This is a genomic window from Synechococcus sp. R65.1, from assembly GCF_047461755.1.
Classification (GTDB): Bacteria; Cyanobacteriota; Cyanobacteriia; order Thermostichales; family Thermostichaceae; genus Thermostichus.
In genome coordinates, this window is record NZ_JANSHU010000025.1 from 15,628 (window position 1) to 32,547 (window position 16,920).

General features: G+C 58.2%; 20 protein-coding genes. 10 read left to right on the forward strand and 10 right to left on the reverse strand.

Features of this window, described 5'->3' with window-relative positions; genetic code table 11:
- Positions 1–196: 196 nt before the first annotated feature.
- The 3 genes from pyrH to NW814_RS09815 form a co-directional block, all read right to left on the reverse strand.
- Complete coding sequence (pyrH, locus tag NW814_RS09805; RefSeq protein ID WP_414396578.1) at positions 197–946, reverse strand: UMP kinase; 750 nt, start codon at positions 944–946, stop codon at positions 197–199.
- Between the two features lie 125 nt (positions 947–1,071).
- Positions 1,072–1,407: a TMEM165/GDT1 family protein gene (locus NW814_RS09810; RefSeq protein WP_414406153.1), complete on the reverse strand. Its 336-nt coding sequence runs from the start codon at positions 1,405–1,407 to the stop codon at positions 1,072–1,074.
- A 46-nt stretch (positions 1,408–1,453) separates the two neighbouring features.
- Entirely contained in the window at positions 1,454–1,843 is a 390-nt protein-coding gene (locus NW814_RS09815) for a TMEM165/GDT1 family protein (protein WP_414406154.1), read from the reverse strand.
- 118 nt (positions 1,844–1,961) lie between these two features.
- On the opposite strand from NW814_RS09815, the gene NW814_RS09820 reads away from it, so the two are divergent.
- The 3 genes from NW814_RS09820 to NW814_RS09830 all read left to right on the forward strand — a co-directional run bounded on the left by NW814_RS09820 (position 1,962) and on the right by NW814_RS09830 (position 3,577).
- A complete protein-coding gene (locus NW814_RS09820) occupies positions 1,962–2,966 on the forward strand; it encodes a CobW family GTP-binding protein (RefSeq protein WP_414406155.1) in 1,005 nt (334 codons plus the stop codon).
- Between the two features lie 69 nt (positions 2,967–3,035).
- On the forward strand, positions 3,036–3,362 hold the full coding sequence (locus NW814_RS09825) for a hypothetical protein (protein ID WP_414396571.1): 327 nt from the start codon (positions 3,036–3,038) through the stop codon (positions 3,360–3,362).
- A gap of 2 nt (positions 3,363–3,364) precedes the next feature.
- Entirely contained in the window at positions 3,365–3,577 is a 213-nt protein-coding gene (locus tag NW814_RS09830) for a hypothetical protein (protein ID WP_414396568.1), read from the forward strand.
- A 9-nt stretch (positions 3,578–3,586) separates the two neighbouring features.
- On the opposite strand, the gene guaA is transcribed toward NW814_RS09830, so the two are convergent.
- A complete protein-coding gene (gene guaA / locus NW814_RS09835) occupies positions 3,587–5,137 on the reverse strand; it encodes a glutamine-hydrolyzing GMP synthase (RefSeq protein ID WP_414406156.1) in 1,551 nt (516 codons plus the stop codon).
- A gap of 262 nt (positions 5,138–5,399) precedes the next feature.
- On the opposite strand from guaA, the gene NW814_RS09840 reads away from it, so the two are divergent.
- The 3 genes from NW814_RS09840 (at position 5,400) to NW814_RS09850 (ending at position 7,626) form a co-directional block, all read left to right on the forward strand.
- Positions 5,400–6,374 carry a hypothetical protein gene (locus NW814_RS09840; RefSeq protein WP_414406157.1) on the forward strand — a complete coding sequence of 325 codons (975 nt, stop codon included), beginning with the start codon at positions 5,400–5,402 and terminating at the stop codon, positions 6,372–6,374.
- Entirely contained in the window at positions 6,371–7,177 is an 807-nt protein-coding gene (rsmG, locus tag NW814_RS09845) for a 16S rRNA (guanine(527)-N(7))-methyltransferase RsmG (protein ID WP_414406158.1), read from the forward strand. Before NW814_RS09840 ends, rsmG begins: the two co-directional genes overlap by 4 nt.
- A gap of 167 nt (positions 7,178–7,344) precedes the next feature.
- Entirely contained in the window at positions 7,345–7,626 is a 282-nt protein-coding gene (locus tag NW814_RS09850) for an RNA recognition motif domain-containing protein (protein ID WP_414396558.1), read from the forward strand.
- Between the two features lie 4 nt (positions 7,627–7,630).
- Here the strand turns inward: NW814_RS09850 and NW814_RS09855 are convergent, their stop codons facing one another.
- Positions 7,631–7,903: a hypothetical protein gene (locus tag NW814_RS09855; RefSeq protein ID WP_414406159.1), complete on the reverse strand. Its 273-nt coding sequence runs from the start codon at positions 7,901–7,903 to the stop codon at positions 7,631–7,633.
- A gap of 109 nt (positions 7,904–8,012) precedes the next feature.
- On the opposite strand from NW814_RS09855, the gene aspS reads away from it, so the two are divergent.
- The 3 genes from aspS to NW814_RS09870 are packed head-to-tail and all read left to right on the forward strand — an operon-like array spanning position 8,013 to position 11,781.
- Positions 8,013–9,818 (forward strand): aspartate--tRNA ligase, encoded by a 1,806-nt coding sequence (aspS, locus tag NW814_RS09860; RefSeq protein ID WP_414406168.1) that lies wholly within the window; start codon positions 8,013–8,015, stop codon positions 9,816–9,818.
- 40 nt (positions 9,819–9,858) lie between these two features.
- A complete protein-coding gene (fabI, locus tag NW814_RS09865) occupies positions 9,859–10,635 on the forward strand; it encodes an enoyl-ACP reductase FabI (protein ID WP_414406160.1) in 777 nt (258 codons plus the stop codon).
- 21 nt (positions 10,636–10,656) lie between these two features.
- Positions 10,657–11,781 (forward strand): AI-2E family transporter, encoded by a 1,125-nt coding sequence (locus NW814_RS09870; protein ID WP_414406161.1) that lies wholly within the window; start codon positions 10,657–10,659, stop codon positions 11,779–11,781.
- Positions 11,782–11,799: 18 nt separating this feature from the next.
- Here the strand turns inward: NW814_RS09870 and NW814_RS09875 are convergent, their stop codons facing one another.
- The 4 genes from NW814_RS09875 to psbV are packed head-to-tail and all read right to left on the reverse strand — an operon-like array spanning position 11,800 to position 14,275.
- Entirely contained in the window at positions 11,800–12,690 is an 891-nt protein-coding gene (locus NW814_RS09875; protein ID WP_414406162.1) for a sulfatase-like hydrolase/transferase, read from the reverse strand.
- A complete protein-coding gene (locus NW814_RS09880; protein WP_414406163.1) occupies positions 12,678–13,160 on the reverse strand; it encodes a LapA family protein in 483 nt (160 codons plus the stop codon). Before NW814_RS09880 ends, NW814_RS09875 begins: the two co-directional genes overlap by 13 nt.
- Before the next feature lie 60 nt (positions 13,161–13,220).
- A complete protein-coding gene (psbV2, locus tag NW814_RS09885) occupies positions 13,221–13,739 on the reverse strand; it encodes a photosystem II cytochrome PsbV2 (RefSeq protein ID WP_414406164.1) in 519 nt (172 codons plus the stop codon).
- On the reverse strand, positions 13,739–14,275 hold the full coding sequence (gene psbV / locus NW814_RS09890; RefSeq protein ID WP_414406165.1) for a photosystem II cytochrome c-550: 537 nt from the start codon (positions 14,273–14,275) through the stop codon (positions 13,739–13,741). The genes psbV2 and psbV overlap by 1 nt, the downstream gene beginning before the upstream one ends.
- Positions 14,276–14,527: 252 nt before the next feature.
- Here psbV and NW814_RS09895 point away from each other — a divergent pair, with 252 nt between their 5' ends.
- Entirely contained in the window at positions 14,528–15,415 is an 888-nt protein-coding gene (locus NW814_RS09895; protein WP_414406166.1) for a hypothetical protein, read from the forward strand.
- Between the two features lie 21 nt (positions 15,416–15,436).
- On the opposite strand, the gene NW814_RS09900 is transcribed toward NW814_RS09895, so the two are convergent.
- A complete protein-coding gene (locus NW814_RS09900; protein WP_414406167.1) occupies positions 15,437–16,732 on the reverse strand; it encodes a hypothetical protein in 1,296 nt (431 codons plus the stop codon).
- Positions 16,733–16,920: the final 188 nt, after the last annotated feature.

The window sequence follows — 16,920 nt, forward strand, 5'->3', positions numbered from 1 at the left end:
TCCCACGCTTGCGGAGGCGCTGCACAGCAGCCAGGGGTGCCTCAGCGCTTTGCTTTGCAGCGCGCTTGGACGAGAGGGGATCCCTGGGCCCCTGAGCCGTCATCGCCTTTCCATGGCGGAAACCCTGCCCCAGCCTGCCTTGGTTGTCGGCAGCAAAATCATCATATCCTCCCCTGACCTCCAGCCAGTCGGAGCCCTAGGGAGAAGGCTTGTCGATCCCGTTGCTCCCCGAACTCCTTTGGCCAATCCAGGTGCCGATGGGCTCCCCCTGCACAGCCCGATAAATGTTGCCAGGGGTAGTCAAGTCAAAGACGACGATGGGGAGTTGGTTTTCCTTGCAGAGGGCAATGGCCGTACTATCCATCACCCGCAGATCGCGGGTCAGCACATCCTGGTAGCTGAGGACATCGTAGCGGCGGGCCTGGGGGTGAGTTTTGGGATCGGCATCGTAAACCCCGTCCACCTTGGTGGCCTTGAAAATGACTTCGGCGTCGATCTCCGCTGCTCGCAGGGCTGCCGTGGTGTCAGTGGTGAAGAAGGGGTTGCCGGAACCCGCCCCGAAGATCACCACCCGCCCTTTTTCCAGGTGACGAATGGCGCGGCGACGAATGTAAGGCTCTGCCACCTCCTGCATGGCAATGGCCGTCTGCACGCGCGTCGGGATCCCGGCCCGCTCAATAGCATCCTGCAAGGCCAAGGCGTTGATGACGGTGGCCAACATGCCCACGTAATCAGCAGAGGCCTGATCCATTCCCTGCGCAGCCGCCTCTTGGCGCCCACGCCAGATGTTGCCCCCTCCCACCACAATGGCCACCTGTACCCCGGCTTGCACCACCGTGGCTACCTCGTTGGCAATGAAACTCAAAACCTTGGGGTCGATCCCGTAGGAACGATCCCCCATCAGGGCTTCGCCACTTAGCTTCAGGAGAATCCGTCGGTATTTCATAACTCCTCCGCTCCAGCCCACCCCTGCAATACAATAGCAGGTTTAGGGGCGAGCTCCCCGCCAGGGATCCAGCCCTAGAGGACAGGGCCGTTCCAATCGCGTAAGCGGGCCGTAGGCCTTACCTCCTAGCCGCCGGCAGCCAGGGACTCTCCCAGCAAGCCTAGGCCAATGAGAACAAATCCCACGCCCGCCAGGGTTCTCATCCAACGTGGGGGGAGTATCTTCGCCACCCAGGCTCCGGCCCACACCCCGAGAAAGCTAGTGCTGATGAGGGCCGCAGCAGCCCCGCAGAAGATTACTGTCAGGTCTTGCGAGCGGGCACTGAGGAGCAGCGTAGCCAATTGGGTTTTGTCGCCCATTTCGGCCAGCAGAATTGAGGCAAAGCTGACCAAAGCAGCCCGATTGGCTATTTGCCGGAGAGAAAAAGAGGAGGCTGGACTACCGTTTTCTCGGTTCACCACGTTCCTTTATTTACCCTACTCGTTTGGGAGCAGTTGTCTTGGAAAGCTAGCCCTGCTCTAGGCGAGCACTCTGCCACTCCCGCCACAGCACATAGACTCCGATCATTAAAAAGCCCACTCCCGCCGCCCACTCTACCCAGGCTGCCGGGATCACCTGACCTAGCCACCCGCCCAACAGGACACTGAACAAGCTGGCGGTGACCAAGGCACTGGCCGAGCCAAAAAAGATGGCCCAGGGAGACTGGGACTGGGCGCTTAGAAGCAAGGTTGCCAACTGGGTCTTGTCACCCATTTCCGCCACAAAAACCGTTAAAAAGGTAACCAGCCAAAGGTGCAGTGGCGATCCCTCTCCCAGGTTGTTCTCGGGAGCAGAGGTTACAAGAGGTAGCGGCAGGGCTAACCCCAACTGCTCCAGCCAAAAGGGCAGCAAAGCCATAGCGCCCGCTTCCTAACCGCCTTCATTAGCTTACTGCATGGCCTAGCCGCCGGAGCTAGTCCCCTGCAGACGCAGGTAAGGTAGAAGGAAGTAAGGACATCCACTTTGGCAGCGCGCTATGACCACAACCCTTGAAGTGCCTAAGCGGGGCTTACCCGTTACCATCATCACCGGCTTTCTGGGGAGTGGGAAAACCACTCTCGTAAACCACATCCTCAGGAATCAAAAGGGAATGCGCACGGCGGTGCTGGTCAACGAGTTTGGGGAAATCGGCATCGACGGCGAGCTGATTATCTCCAGTGAAGAAGACCTGGTGGAGCTGAACAACGGCTGCATCTGCTGCACCATTCGCGATGACATTGTCGACAGCGTGCTGCGCCTGATGGAGCGCTCGGACAAAATCGACTATCTGGTGGTGGAAACCACTGGGCTGGCGGATCCCTTGCCGGTTGCCCTCACCTTCTTGGGACCAGAATTGCGGGATCTGACGCGGCTTGATTCGATTATCACTCTGGTGGATGCTAGCAACTTTGCCCCCGATCTGTTCCACAGCGACGTAGCCTACAGCCAAATTGCCTATGGGGACGTCATCCTCCTCAACAAAACTGACCTTGTCGAAGCGGCAGAAATTGAGCGCTTGGAAAAACGCATCCGCGAGATCAAGGAAGATGCCCGCATCTTGCGCACGGTCAACAGCGTTGTTCCCCTAGAGCTCATCCTAGATACCGATCTATTTCAGCCCAGCTCCCTGCCCCAGGAGGAGGCCCACGAGGCTGAGCACGACCACGAACACGACCATGAGCATGGCCACTCGCACCACAGCCACATCGAGGTTGAGGGTTTTAACTCCCTCTCCTTTGAAAGCGATCGGCCCTTCTCTCTGGACGCCTTCCAGAACTTTCTCAACGAGTTGCCTGAGGCGGTCTTTCGGGCCAAAGGGATCCTATGGTTTGAAGAAAGCCCAGAGCGGTATATCTTCCACCTCAGCGGCCGACGCTACACCCTCAGCAGCGATGAGTGGCCTCGCCAGCCCAAAAACCAGTTGGTGCTCATTGGCCAGCACCTCGATACGGCCAAGCTGCGGCAAAAGTTGGAAGCCTGTCTTGTCCCTGCGCCGGTCTAGGGTTAGGAGTTAGTCGGGCCCTGTTCCAGCAGCCTTGCGAGGGGAGCCTTGAGAGAGGGCATCCCGCCCATGGCCGACATTTTTGTGATGATCCGCAACCAAGCCAACAATGCCCTCACTTCCATCGAGGGGATCCCTTTTGTCGCCTTCTTGGAGCAGGAGGGGAAACGGATTGGGGAAGAAACCATCGAGTTAATCTACGCCGACGCCGGCTTTGATGACCTACCCGTTGGGGAATACATTGTGGGAGTACGGCACGGGCGGGTGGAACCGCCAAAAGCCACCTGCCCAGTAGTCATCAGGGCTGTCGATGAAGTTGTTTTGGTAACATTTACATACCTTGAGCCCGAGCGGGTACTGCTGAACACTCGCATTGCTGTGGAAAAAAGGCTGTAACCATGACCGTTAAAGCAATCCCATCCCACTCCATCAAAGCTTTCCGCTATCGAGTGTTCTGTTTGGGACAGGATCTCTGGAAAGCCCAGGATCCAATTAGCCGTGCCAATTTGGCCCTGCAACTGGCCGATGCCGCTACAACCTTGGCCCGCCTGGAAGTCCAAGCCGCCCAGGCTCAGCTTTCCCACTCTCTCCCGAAAGCAGGCCCTCGCTAGGGATCCCGTCTACTCCCATTCGATGGTGCCCGGAGGCTTAGAGGTGATGTCGTAGACCACCCGGTTGACACCCGGAACCTCGTTGACGATGCGGTTAGAGATGGTGGCCAAGAGGTCGTAGGGCACCCTGGCCCAGTCTGCCGTCATGCCGTCCTCGCTGGTAACCAACCGCACCACTACCGGGCAAGCATAGGTGCGCTTGTCTCCCATTACCCCCACCGAGCGCACTTCTGGCAGCAACACGGCAAAGGCTTGCCAGAGCTTGGAGTAGTAGCCAGAGCGGTTAATCTCTTGGCGAACAATCATGTCGGCCTCGCGCAGGATCTCCAGCCGCTCTTGGGTAACCTCTCCTACAATGCGGATGGCCAGCCCCGGCCCTGGAAAGGGGTGACGATGAACGATTTCTTCCGGCAGGCCCAAGGAGCGAGCCAGCTGCCGCACCTCATCCTTGAAGAGCTTGCGCAAGGGTTCTACCAGCTTAAAGCGCAGATTTTTCGGCAAGCCGCCGACATTGTGGTGGCTTTTGATCTTGACGGCAATCCGCTCCCCAGTTACCGGATCCACGTTGGTGTTGGCCGACTCGATCACATCCGGGTAGAGAGTGCCCTGGGCCAGGTACTCGAAAGGACCCAGCCGCTGCGACTCCTCCTCGAACACGCGAATGAACTCTGCCCCAATGCGCTTGCGTTTTTCTTCTGGGTCGGTAACCCCCTTCAACTGCTGGAGAAAGCGCTCTTGAGCATCTACATAGTGGACGGGGATGTGGAATTGCTCCTGGAAAAGGCGCAGCAGCCGCTGCGGCTCGCCCTTGCGCATAAACCCTTGGTCGATGAACACGCAGGTGAGCTGGTCGCCAATGGCCTTGTGCAGCAAGAAAGCCAGGGTGGAACTATCCACCCCGCCGGAGAGAGCCAGCAACACCTTCTTGTTGCCCACCTGGGCGCGAACCTCTCGGATGGCCTCCTCCAGAAAAGCCTCCGTGGTCCAGGTGGGCTCGCAGCGGCAGATGTGATAGACAAAATTGCGCATCAGGAAAGCGCCGCCCTCGGAGTGGGCCACCTCTGGGTGAAATTGCACTCCGTACAGACGACGGACGGGATCGGCAATGGCAGCAAAGGGAGTGTTGTCCGTGGCGGCCAGGGCGTGAAAGCCTGGCGGCAATTCAGTGACCACATCCCCATGGCTCATCCACACAGTGCTGTTTTCTGGCAGGTTGGTGAGCAGGTCAGTGGGATCCAAAACATGGAGGGCGGCCCGGCCATACTCGCCTTTGCGGGCAGGCTCTACCCGGCCCCCCAACTGTTGCACCATGAGCTGCATGCCGTAGCACACGCCTAAGATGGGGATCCCCAACTTCCAGATCTCCGGGTCGCAGGCGGGAGCACCCGGCTCGTAGACGGAGCTGGGGCCGCCGGAGAGGATAATGCCTTGGGGCCGCAGTTGCCGCAGTTGTTCGGCGGTGGTGCGGTAGGAGAGAATTTCCGAATAGACCCGGGCTTCACGGACGCGACGGGCAATCAGCTCCGAGTACTGGGAGCCAAAGTCGAGAATGACGATCATCTGGCGCTGCACCTTGAGGGGGAGCCGGAACGCTTACCCAGGGCCGGATGAACAGCAGGGCCAAGAGATTAGCTGGGGATAACATCGTAGCAAGGACAGAGAGCTTTCCTGCAGGCATCTACCCTGGAAAACTTCTCGCAGAGGAGCTTTTGGGGCAAAACCGCCCCCTGGATCCCTGATAGAGTTTGCCATCGGCCAGGCCTGAAAGCGGGCAGAATGAGGATAGCGCTCTAGGCCAGTGGGCATAGCGCCAGGGATCCCTATGTCCACCCTCGTTGCCGAATCCTTTCAAACCTATCTACGTCGCCGCCGACGTCTGCTGGCCCGCCGTTTCAAGCACCAGCAAGGGTGGGTTGCGGTTTTGGCTCTCTTGGCCTTGTACTTGCTCAGTTGGGAGGCCCTGGGCGAGAGTAAGCTGTTACCGCTCCCGTGGCTAGCGGTGATCCCGCTGCTGGGGGGAGGGCTCTACAGCCTAGGCGCCGCGATGATCTGGAGGCTGCGCCAGCGCTGCTCCGCCCAGCTTTTGGCCGAAATGATCAGCTTGCCCCATTTGGCTTTAGCCGCCTTGATCTGGCTGGGTCTGGCCACTTGGGGAGAGCAGCTTTCCCCTTTCCTGCTACGCCAAAAAAACCAACTGTTGGCCGGCCTGGTACTCAGTTGGCTGGTGGCCCAGGGGTGGAGTTTTCTGCGTCCCGGCTCGATGGTAGAGGTGGGACAACTGTGGGCCGATTACCTGCAGGAGCTACGGGCTTCGGTGCTACAGCCCTGCTACTGCCGCCTGGAGGCCTGTCGCCAGGCGCTGCGCTCCTATCAGGCTATTTGGCAAGACCTCCAACTGGAAGAGCTGGAGGCCCAGCACCTCGTCCAGCTCCTGTCTGAATCCCTGCTGCCGCTGGCCTTGCCCCTCAAAGTCTACGCCCGCCAGGTTCACCACTGCTGTCAGCAGCTAGCAGCCCTGCTGGCGCAGATGCAGGAGCGGGTGGAGCGGCTGGAGCAGGTGCTTTTGGAGGTGGAGCTGGAGTTGGCTTCCCGTCAGCCTTTCCAGGCTCAGGCCCAGCCGATTAACCTCTTGCTGGAGGAGGGGATCCCCTACCAGGAGCTGGATTTGCAGGAGTTGGTTTGCCTAAACCAGGAACTGCTGGGGGCGGATCGCTCTTTGCAGGGCTTGACCCAGGAGCTCAAGGGTTGGGCCGAAAAAGCCATCCCTGCCGCCTTGAAGCTGAGCCTCCCAGGATGACCAAAGCTGAAAAGACCCCGCTGGTTCCACTGGAGCCCCCCGAGCTCAAGGCGCTGTGGGCAAGGTGGCTAGCAGAGCTGGGTTGGCAACCCACGGAGCGCCAGCAACGGCAACTGCAGCAGCTCTACCCCCTGGTGATGGCCGGCAACCGCACCCAAAACCTCACCCGCATCACTGACCCCATCGACTTCTGGGAAAAACACCTGTGGGACTCGCTGCGGGGCCTGTGCTTGCTGGGTCCGTGGGAGGTCATTCAAACCCAGCCCTGGCGGGGCATCGACGTTGGCACTGGAGCAGGCTTTCCAGGGATCCCGGCCCAAATTGCCCTACCCCAGGCCAGCTTTACCCTGCTAGATAGCACCCAGCGCAAGATTGCCTTTGTGCAAGGCGTTTTGCAGCAGCTCTCCCTGGCCCAGGCGCGGGCAGTGGCCCAGCGGGCGGAAGTTTGGGGGCAAGACCCGCAGGAACGTGGCAGCTACGATCTGGCCCTGGCCAGGGCTCTGGCCGCAGCGGAGATTTGTGCCGAGTATTGTCTGCCCCTACTCAAGGTGGGAGGACGCGCCATCCTCTATCGTGGCCATTGGACCGAGGCCGAAGCCCAAGTCCTGGAGCGGGCCCTCTCCCTTTTGGGAGGGAAACTGGTTCACATCGAAGCCTTCACCACTCCCCACAGCCACAGCGTGCGCCACTGTCTGCTGCTGGAGAAAGTGGCTCCCACACCAGCTCTCTATCCCCGCCCTCCTGGTGTTCCCCAACGTCAACCCTTGGGGCGGGGCAAGCCTTCCCAAAGGTTGCAATCCTGAATTTCCTGGCTCGGGGATGTCTGCAGAAAATTTTGGAGGGGGGAGTTTGCAAATGCTGCTGCTAGGACTAAGATGGGGTTGGCATCAGTTTCGGATCAAGCCAAGGGTCTAACCAGGCGAGCTTCCGAACTGAGCGCTAGAGGGTAAAGTTCGGAGTTCGCAGGGTTATGACCATTTTTGTCGGCAACTTGTCCTTCAAGGCCAGTGAAGAAGACCTGCGTCTGGTTTTTTCTGAATACGGCACTGTCAAGCAAATCAAGATTCCAGTAGATCGCGAGACAGGCCGCAAGCGAGGTTTTGCCTTTGTGGAGCTGGAAAACGAAGCCGACGAGCAAAAAGCTATCGAAGAACTGGATGGAGCTACTTGGATGGGCCGAGATTTAAGAGTTAACAAGGCACTGCCGCGTCAGGCCAGCAGTAGCCGAGGTGCTCGTCCCTCCCGCTTCTAGGTCGTCAGGTTGCCGTGTTGAGGGAGTAGCTGGCGTACATCCCCAGCAGGCTACCGCTGACGCCAAACAGGGATCCCAGCAACCTCACTGGGTGTAGTCGAGGCACTAGCAATAGGAGAGTGAGGCCCACCCCTGTCAGCACGTTGGCGTTGCTCGCCCTCTGGGTGTTGCCGAAGAGGAAGTAGCGATGCAGGCCCGCTGGCGGATGGGAATCAGTACCGAGGAACAGCTCGGTGCCGAGACAGTGTGCCCTGGGGGTGTCCAATCCCGCTCTCATCCAAACGGTTGCCGCCGAAGCGGGGGTTCAGGTAGCCGAAGGGGCTCCCAGACAGGGGGGCTGAGTTTTGTATGATAGGGGCTCAGACCCTCGTTCTCTCACCTCGTCCATGCCTGCTGCCATCCGTCGCCCGCCTCGCTCTCTCTACTGTGGCCAAGTGCGCCCAGCCCATATCGGCCAGACGGTTACCCTCTACGGCTGGATTGACCGCCGCCGCGACCACGGGGGCGTGATCTTCCTCGATTTGCGGGATCGCTCCGGCATTGTGCAACTGGTGGCCGATCCCCAGAAGACTCCTCTTGCCTACGAGCTAGCCAAGGAGGTGCGCAATGAGTACGTGGTGCGGGTAACAGGAACAGTTCAGCCCCGGCCTGCCGACTCCTTCAACCCCCGCCTGGCCACGGGCGAAGTGGAGGTTTATGCAGAGCAGCTGGAGATTCTTAGCCGGGTGGCCAAGCAGCTTCCCTTCAGCGTCTCCGGGGAAGAAGGGGAAGAGGTGCGGGAGGAGATTCGCCTGCGCTATCGCTACCTGGACTTGCGCCGGGAGCGGCTGTCGCGCAACCTGCAACTGCGTCACCAGGTCATCAAGGCCATCCGCCGCTTTCTGGAAGACGAGGAAGGCTTCATCGAGGTAGAGACCCCCATCCTCACCCGCTCTACTCCCGAAGGCGCCAGAGACTACCTAGTGCCCAGCCGCCTCAACCCTGGGGAGTGGTTTGCTCTGCCGCAGTCGCCTCAGCTTTTTAAGCAGTTGCTGATGGTGGCTGGTGTGGATCGCTACTACCAAATTGCCCGCTGCTTTCGGGATGAGGATCTGCGGGCGGATCGCCAGCCGGAGTTTACTCAGTTGGACATGGAGATGAGCTTCATGGATCAGGAGGCAATCCTGGAGCTCAACGAGCGGCTCATCTGCCATATCTTCAAAACCGTTAAAGGGATCGACCTGCCCCGGCCCTTCCCACGGCTAACCTACGCCGAGGCCATGGCCCGCTACGGTTCCGACAAGCCCGACACCCGCTTTGGGCTGGAGTTGGTGGATGTTTCGGCGGTGTTTCAGGGATCCCGCTTTCAAGTCTTTGCCAAAGCCCTGCAGCAGGGAGGAGTCGTCAAAGTTCTGCCAGTGCCCGGCGGCGATGAACAGATCTCCAACACCCGCATCAAACCGGGCGGAGATCTGTTTAAGCTCGTCACTCAGTACGGGGCAGGCGGTTTGGCCTTCATTCGGGTGCGTCCCGATAGCCTCGACACCATTGGTGCCCTCAAGGAGAGCCTCAGCCCTGAGCAGGAACAGCAGTTGCGGCAGCTGACCAACGCCAAGCCAGGGGATCTGCTGCTGTTTGGGGCAGGGCCGGCGGCGGTGGTCAACGAGTCGCTGGGCCGGCTGCGGCTGCACCTAGGCCATGAACTGGGTTTGATCCCGGAGAATGCCTTGAATCTCCTCTGGATTACGGATTTCCCGATGTTTGAATTCAACGCCGAAGAAAACCGCCTGGAAGCCCTGCACCACCCCTTTACTGCTCCCCATCCTGACGACTTGGCCGACTTGAAGACGGCGCGGGCCCAGGCTTACGACTTGGTCTGGAACGGCGTGGAAGTGGGGGGGGGATCCCTGCGCATCTACCAGCGGGAGATCCAGGAGCAGGTTTTCCAAATCATTGGCCTTAGTCCTGAGGAGGCGCGGGAGAAGTTTGGCTTTTTGCTAGAAGCCTTTGAGTACGGCACCCCACCTCACGGGGGTATTGCCTACGGACTAGACCGGCTGGTGATGCTGCTGGCAGGGGAAGATTCCATTCGCGATGTCATCGCCTTTCCCAAAACCCAGCAGGCCAGGTGCTTGCTCACCGGTGCCCCCTCCGGTGTTGAGCCCAGGCAGCTTAAAGAACTGCACGTAGCCTCCACCTACCAGCCCGGCTAAAGGACGGATAAGCATCCACCCCTACTGCGTTGGTCTCCCTATGCTAGATCTGACCGGAAAGAAAGCCTTGGTAACCGGCATTGCCAACGAGCGCTCCATTGCCTGGGGCATTGCCCAGCAGCTGCACAAAGCAGGAGCTAGGTTGGGGGTTACCTACTTGCCGGACGAGCGGGATCGTTTCAAGACGAAAGTCCAACAACTCACTGAGCCCCTGCAACCGGATTTTCTCCTTCCCTGCGACGTCCAAAGCGATCAGCAAATCAACGACCTATTTCAGGCAGTGGCCCAAAAGTGGGGCCAGCTCGACATCCTGGTTCACTGCCTGGCCTACGTCAAAAAAGAGGAGCTGAGCGGCAACTTTAGCGATATCTCGCGGCAGGGGTTTGCCCTGGCCATGGATGTGAGCACCTACTCCCTGATTGCCCTCTGCCGGGCCGCTAAGCCCCTCTTGAGATCCGGCAGCAGCGTCCTCACCCTCACCTACTTAGGGGGAGTGCGAGTGGTGCCTAACTACAACATGGCTGCTGTCACCAAAGCGGGCCTAGAAACCTGCGTTCGCTACCTGGCAGCCGAGCTGGGCCCCGCCGGGATCCGGGTGAATGCCATTTCTGCTGGACCCATTCGCACCTTGGCTTCCTCGGCCATTGCTGATTTTCATGCCATGCTGCACGCGGTCGAGGAGAAAGCTCCCCTGCGGCGCAATATCACCCAGCTCGAGGTGGGCAATGTGGCAGCTTTTCTGGCCAGCGACCTAGCTAGCGGCATTACTGGCCAGGTGATCTACGTAGACAGTGGATATAGCATCCTGGGTTTTTAGGCTCGGTGGGATCTCCCTGGCATGAACCGCTTTTCCTTTTCCCCCTTGCAGCGGCTGCTAGTGACCTGGATTTTGATGGTCATTAGCGGCTGGCTGGCCCTGCAAGTGGGCCGTCTGTTTGGCCATCTGCTCGCCACCATCCTGACAGCGGCGGTACTGGCTTTTTTGCTCAACTACCCAGTCCAGGCGCTGCAGCGCTACCGGGTCAACCGTGTTGTAGCGGTGGCTTTGGTCTTTGCCCTCTCGGTGGTGCTGCTGGTTTTGGTGGGGATTGCCGTTGTGCCCCTCCTGGCTAAGCAGGTGGTGCAGTTGGGGGCACGGATCCCTGAGTGGGTGGATACTTTACAACATTGGCTTGGCCAGATTAGCCTCTGGGCTGCCGAGCGCAACATCAACCTTGGCCAGCCGGAGCTGGTGAACACTCTCCTCAGCCGCCTGCAGGCCGGTGCTGAAAAAATTGCCAGCCAATCCCTCGACATCCTCCTAGGCACCTTTAACCAGGTGGTCGACTTGGTGTTGGTCTTGGTGTTGGCCTTCTACATGCTGCTCTATGGGGGCCAGTTTTGGCAGGGGTTGCTCAGCCTCTTTCCCAAGCCCTGGGGGCCGCGCATCGGCGAAGCCCTGGTGCTCAGCTTTCAGAACTTTCTCATCAGCCAGTTGGTGTTGGGGTTCATGATGGCCCTGATGCTGGTGCCAGCGTTTGGGCTGCTGCGAGTACCCTTTGGGCTTTTGTTTGGCCTCTTGATTGGCCTGCTGGAGGTGATCCCGCTGGTAGGGGGCTTCATTGGTATTGGCGCGGCAGCAGTGCTGCTGGCCTTCCAGGACATTTGGCTCAGCCTCAAGGTGGTGCTGGTCTCCCTGATCGTGCAGCAGATCAAGGATCGGGTCATCGCTCCCCGGCTGATGGGAGAGCTGATTGGCCTCAACCCGGTGTGGATCTTGATTGCCCTGTTGGCGGGGGCACAGCTGGGGGGCATCCTGGGCGTGATCGTTGCCATCCCCCTCAGCAGCGTGGTGAAGAGTCTCTACGAGGTGGCCCGTTCCGCCGAGTTGGCCGCCGAAGAGGGGTTGGACTTGACGGCAAAGGTGACCTCCCTCGGCAAAAGCCCCCTCGAAACTCGCCGGGAGGAGATCCAGGAGGTCTAGCTTCCAATAGGCATTGTCCTAGCGAATTTTGCCCTCGATAAAGGGCACCTCCAACACCTTTTCGTGGTGGATGGGGCCGTGGCCGAAGTAGCCCCCCTCTCCAAACAGTTCGCCGTGGTCGGCTGTAACCGTGATGTAGGTGTTTTTGGGAACCAGATCGAACAGCTGCTCAAAGACCCCGTCTAAGTAGCGCACCGCCTCAATCTGCCGCTGCCGCAGCTCCTCCAACTGGGCGGCGCTGAAAAAAGGGATCCCCTCCTCTTTCCCTTCATCCAGCCGCTTGAGCACCCCGTTGACCCCCGAAATGTGGGGCCACGCGCTGGGATCCTCATCGGGCAGGGCGTAGGGATAGTGAGTTTCGCCTACATTGAGCAGGTAAAAGCTAGGGCGATCCGGATCAAAGCGCAACTGCTCCACCATAGCCGCCATGTCGTTGTGCCGGGGCATGAGACGGTAGGAATCGAAGTCGCGATTGAGCAGAGTGCTGGGATTGAGCACCGGCATGGAGACCAGGGCGTGGGTGGTGTAGCCCAGTTGGTGCTTCAGGAGCGTTGGCAGGTAGAGGTGAGGCAGCAGGTGCTTGAACTCAATCGGCTGCCGGGTGCCGAGGCGCTCGTTATAGCGCAAATACTCCTGCTTGTAGTGTTCGGAGGCAAAAACGTGGGTGGGGCTGGTATGGGGCAGCAGGCCCATGAGCAGGTTGTAGTGAGCAGGAGCTGTCCAGGAAGCGTAGCTCCAGCGCTTTTCCAGAGGACCTAGCTTCAGCAAGTGCTTGGGCTTAGCCGCCAGCAGGCTGTCGAAGCGACAACTGTCTAGCACGATGAGCAGGTAGTTATTCTGCCCCTGGGGTTCGGGGGCGGGCTCAGGGGCGGGGGCTGGAGACGATCTCCACCAGTTTAGGAATCCCATTCTTCCTCCTCTTCAGCAGAGTAAGGCCGCCGGACAATCCGCCAGCTGGGGGTTGTTGCTGCATCGTCCTCAGGTTCGCTGGGTTCGGGGGCAGGCTCGCGAATGCGTTCCGGCGGGATATTGGAATAGGAATAGCGGCCTGTCTCAGGATCCGGCAAATCTGGTGGCAAATAGTGGTCGGGGGGAAGTAGCTGCGCTTCCAAAAAGCGCACCCGGTCGAGGAGCTGATTGAGCTTGCGAATGGCCTGGCGCTGCAACGCCCGCTCGTGGAGCTGCCAGGATCCCACGTACAAAAATCCCAAGCCCACTCCTACTCCATAGGCCATCAAGAGCACCAGCGACAGAGGTACAGCAGGGCCAGCCTGTCCAGCTACAACAACCACCGCTGCCGATCCCCAGTTTTGGACCAGGAAAATCCCCCAGGCCAGGATCCACAGCCCTAGGAGCAGGGAGCGGATGTTTTGGAGCATGACCTCAACCTTCCCTCTCCCCTAGGCTACCACCAATCCCTGGCAGGGGGCAGGACGGGGTTAGTTGAAGGTGTTGGATCCCCAGCCGGGGGCCACTTGAGCGGCCCTGAGGATAAAGGCAGCTAGGTTGCGCAGCGCCTCATCATCCATCCAGGAGGGGGGCACAGGACGGCAGCCATAGCTAGGCTTGCTGCCGTCGTAGCTGCGGGGATCCCGCTGGTACTCGACAAGAGCTTGGATGGTGTCGCGGGGCGGAGTGGCACCGCGCAAGTCTTTCAGCGAGAGAGAAATGTTGGGAGCGGGCAGGGTAGAGCCGCCCACATGGCAGTTCAAGCAAGCAGATTGGAAGCGGTTTTTCCCGTCGCTCAGCTGCTCCGGAGTAAAGGTAAGGGTGCGTCCCTCCGCATCCCAGGGCAGCTCCACCGGCCCAGTTGCCCGCAGATATTGGCTCACGTAGGGATCCACGCGGGCCAGCGCTGGGCTAGCCAACCCCAGCCAAACTAGGAGCAGGATCCCCGCCCACCTCCAGGCCGGCTGAGGGATCCGCCACCGCTTTGCCCCTTGAGTTTGCCCAGGCATCAGAGATAGGCCGAAAGGTCACTGTGGGATTCGCTCTTGGTGCCGCCCCAGCCGGGCACCGTCTTGGCCTGAACCAAGATATAGCCAGCAATTAACTTCAGATCCTCCTCGGTAAGGTTGCGCAGGCGGGGATACTCGCTCAAGAGCTGCGTGTTGGGATGGTATTCCACCAGCGACTCTACCCCGTCGTAGGTGACTGGGTTTTTGATGTAGTCCACGATTGCCAGCACGTTATCGCGAGGAGGTGTTGCCCCCGCCAGATCCGCAAGCTTCAAAGTCACATCTGGGTTGGGAAGGGTTTGACCCCCCACATGGCACTGGGCACAGGTTTTGTTAAAAAGTTGCTTGCCGCGGGCCAGTTGCGCCTCGGTAAAAGTAATGGTTTCAGTTGGCGACAGGGGTACCGGAGGGATCTGCCTAGCTGCCAGGGCCGGCCACCCAGCAAACCCAGCCAGCCCCAGCGCCAGGATGCAAATCAACAGCCGCCGACGCACCGCTGCCAGCGCTTTCTGCAAAGAAAAGGATTTGCTAAACATGGGTCTCCATCAATGACTTCGAAAACGGCGTCAGCTTTGCTCCAGCGACAAACCCGACACCCGGATCTAAGGATAGACCATTGCGGGATCACTTGCAGACAGGATTTTGGCTTCCCTTTCCCTTCTTTGGAGTGTTAAGTTTAATTGCAAATTCAGGATCTCCAGCAGCTAGGATTGGCCTTTGCGACAACAGCTAGCATAAAGCTTAGCCTGCCGATCTGGAGGTTCTGGAGCCGAGTTCTAGGATTGCCCATGTCATCTTTCCGGTTCCAGCCGTTGCGGGTGGCCTTCACCTGTGCAGATCCCAGCCAAGCGCAAATGCCTGTTGCCGAGTTGCTGGCGGCTCTGCCGGCCTCGCCGCTTCTGGCCTACACTGAACCGGAAACGGCGGCTCTGCGGGTAGAGATGCTGCCGGATGCAACCTATTACTTCTACCGCCGCGGAGAAGACGTGGCCCTGGCGGCTTTCCGCATCCCAGTGAAAAAGCTGCAGGCTCTGCCCCGCAAGCTTGTGCGGCTGTTGGAGCACGTGGCCGCCTTCGACAACCTCCTCAACCTGCAACCGGCTAGCGACGCCTTAAGCAATGTCCTGGAAGTGGAGTTTCTGCAACTGGAAACGCCAGCCAGCGGCTCCAGGCCCGCCGAGGTCAGACCCCTGCCGCGGGATCCCCAAGGCCAGCTGCAAATCCAGGCAGGCCGCAACCTCGCCATCGCCCTGCGCAACAGGGCCCTTACGCCGGTGCACGTCTATGTAACAGTCTTTGACGAACGGCAGTGCAGCGTCGGTTTAGTCTATCCCTACCAGCCGGACTCTCCTGCCCGCCTGCGCCCCAGCGAAAGCGTATTAGTTGGCTCTGGCCCTCGCTATCTGCTCCAGATGCAACTGCCCGAAGAGGCAGAGACAGCGGTGGATCGCTTCAAAATCTGGGTCAGCGCTACTGGCATGCAGCCGGGCATCATGGCAATGCCCCCTCTGGGGCAAAGACTGGAGCCCCCTTCTGAGGATCCTTACGGATCGGGATCCCGGCTGGATCGGGAAGTTCGGCTGGCCATCTTGGGCAAGGCGGGCAGCACGCCCATGCCAGCTTTTGCGGAGGATCCCTGGTGGTGTATGGAACAAGCTGTCAAAATTGTGGCTTAAGCTAATGCTCTTGGGTGCCTTTCAGACTTCTCGAAGGTGACTTTTCAAGATCCTCTCAAATGTAGCCTCAACCTCATCAACACTGATGACCGACAAATGATAGAGAGAGGATAGACTGGTTTTTGCATCTTGACTAACGTCGGTCAAAACTATGATGGCTTGGTTTCTCTGAAGACCAAGGTCAGAAGCAATCTTGGAGTACTTTTGTACTTTATCTTGGTACTCACCTGTCTTCGACTCTACCCAGTAAAATTGATCATTAACGTGGAAGAGAAGATCCATCTCAAAATCATCTCCGTTTGACAAAGTAACTTTGGCATTTGCTATGTAAGAAAAATCAATCTTCCCAGTTTGCCTTTTAGCAAGGCAAATCAACCTATTCCTAACGTATCTCTCCAGCCAGTTTCCTGAGAGAAAATTCAGTGCTTGTGGAGATCTGCTGGCTCTTGCTACTAGCAGACACCTGGGCGCTCTGAAGTATCTATACTCTTCCAAAAATGCAATCTTGTATAGCTCTGTGGCAACCTGGCAAGTTGTGCCAATTACTTGTTGAGGTTCGTCTCTAAGGTTTGTTGAGAAAGAGTTTCCGCTGTTCATACTTGACTTAATCATTCCATAGAATCTTTTGATCAAAGAGTACTGACTACCCATAAGGTCAGCTATTTGATCTAGCTTCTCCTCTTCTTCCTCCATATCTATGCTTCTGATCTTTATGTTTTTCGAGTTTAAGAAAGATTCTATCTTCGATATGTCAACTTCTAGCATGTTAGAAGCAGCTACTTTTTCCTTATCTCTCGGTACATCGTCTGGTAGACTATTCTCTATTGTTTTATGGATGGCAGCCTGATCTTTTTGAGAGTTTTGATCTGTAGCTTGGGATATCTCTAATCTGGAAGATTTTTTAAGAGCAACCTGTAGTTGCTGATAGATACCTCTAGCTTCTTTCACTAAGTTTTCTAGGATAGCTTGCTGACTGTTGAGCTGCTCACTATGTTCAGCTAGCTTTACAGATATAGCCTGCGTAAGATCCTTACCCCAAACCTGCAGAAAACTTTGATAACTTTCTAGAAGACGCAGCCTGAACTCTTCAAGATCAGCTTGGATAGACTGTAACCTCTGAGAAGTCTCGTCTGCCAATCCTTCTCCTAACTTGATTAAGGTTTTGTCGAGTTTTTGGCCCAGCCATGAAGATATCTCTCTAATGACCTCTCGCTGCCAGGCCTCTGGTCTAGGATTGGCCTTGTAACGGCGGGCAACGTAAACACCCAATGAGAAACCAACAGCCACCCCAATTAACAAAGCCAAAACGAGGTCCATCAGATTGGCTCCTTGCCCCTATTGTTACTCTTTGTCTAGGTTAACTAGGTTACCCGCCTGTTTCAAGATTCTCAGGCAAGAAGAGGCGTATCTTGTCCCGAAGAGCCGAGCAGGGATCCCAACCAGCTTTGTTGGAGCGCTTTCTGGGCGGGAGTGAGCTCAGGCAAGGCCTCCAGGGTGTACACATC

What these genes read in the sequence shown, in the direction of transcription:
- NW814_RS09825 (WP_414396571.1), top strand. Translation starts at nt 3,036, where the DNA reads ATGGCCGACATTTTTGTGATGATCCGCAACCAAGCCAACAATGCCCTC.
- NW814_RS09870 (WP_414406161.1), top strand. Translation starts at nt 10,657, where the DNA reads ATGAACCGCTTTTCCTTTTCCCCCTTGCAGCGGCTGCTAGTGACCTGG.
- NW814_RS09820 (WP_414406155.1), top strand. Translation starts at nt 1,962, where the DNA reads ATGACCACAACCCTTGAAGTGCCTAAGCGGGGCTTACCCGTTACCATC.
- psbV2 (WP_414406164.1), bottom strand. Translation starts at nt 13,739, where the DNA reads ATGCCTGGGCAAACTCAAGGGGCAAAGCGGTGGCGGATCCCTCAGCCG.
- NW814_RS09850 (WP_414396558.1), top strand. Translation starts at nt 7,345, where the DNA reads ATGACCATTTTTGTCGGCAACTTGTCCTTCAAGGCCAGTGAAGAAGAC.
- NW814_RS09875 (WP_414406162.1), bottom strand. Translation starts at nt 12,690, where the DNA reads ATGGGATTCCTAAACTGGTGGAGATCGTCTCCAGCCCCCGCCCCTGAG.
- NW814_RS09815 (WP_414406154.1), bottom strand. Translation starts at nt 1,843, where the DNA reads ATGGCTTTGCTGCCCTTTTGGCTGGAGCAGTTGGGGTTAGCCCTGCCG.
- NW814_RS09900 (WP_414406167.1), bottom strand. Translation starts at nt 16,732, where the DNA reads ATGGACCTCGTTTTGGCTTTGTTAATTGGGGTGGCTGTTGGTTTCTCA.
- pyrH (WP_414396578.1), bottom strand. Translation starts at nt 946, where the DNA reads ATGAAATACCGACGGATTCTCCTGAAGCTAAGTGGCGAAGCCCTGATG.
- NW814_RS09830 (WP_414396568.1), top strand. Translation starts at nt 3,365, where the DNA reads ATGACCGTTAAAGCAATCCCATCCCACTCCATCAAAGCTTTCCGCTAT.
- NW814_RS09895 (WP_414406166.1), top strand. Translation starts at nt 14,528, where the DNA reads ATGTCATCTTTCCGGTTCCAGCCGTTGCGGGTGGCCTTCACCTGTGCA.
- rsmG (WP_414406158.1), top strand. Translation starts at nt 6,371, where the DNA reads ATGACCAAAGCTGAAAAGACCCCGCTGGTTCCACTGGAGCCCCCCGAG.
- psbV (WP_414406165.1), bottom strand. Translation starts at nt 14,275, where the DNA reads ATGTTTAGCAAATCCTTTTCTTTGCAGAAAGCGCTGGCAGCGGTGCGT.
- NW814_RS09840 (WP_414406157.1), top strand. Translation starts at nt 5,400, where the DNA reads ATGTCCACCCTCGTTGCCGAATCCTTTCAAACCTATCTACGTCGCCGC.
- aspS (WP_414406168.1), top strand. Translation starts at nt 8,013, where the DNA reads ATGCCTGCTGCCATCCGTCGCCCGCCTCGCTCTCTCTACTGTGGCCAA.
- NW814_RS09855 (WP_414406159.1), bottom strand. Translation starts at nt 7,903, where the DNA reads ATGAGAGCGGGATTGGACACCCCCAGGGCACACTGTCTCGGCACCGAG.
- NW814_RS09880 (WP_414406163.1), bottom strand. Translation starts at nt 13,160, where the DNA reads ATGCTCCAAAACATCCGCTCCCTGCTCCTAGGGCTGTGGATCCTGGCC.
- fabI (WP_414406160.1), top strand. Translation starts at nt 9,859, where the DNA reads ATGCTAGATCTGACCGGAAAGAAAGCCTTGGTAACCGGCATTGCCAAC.
- guaA (WP_414406156.1), bottom strand. Translation starts at nt 5,137, where the DNA reads ATGATCGTCATTCTCGACTTTGGCTCCCAGTACTCGGAGCTGATTGCC.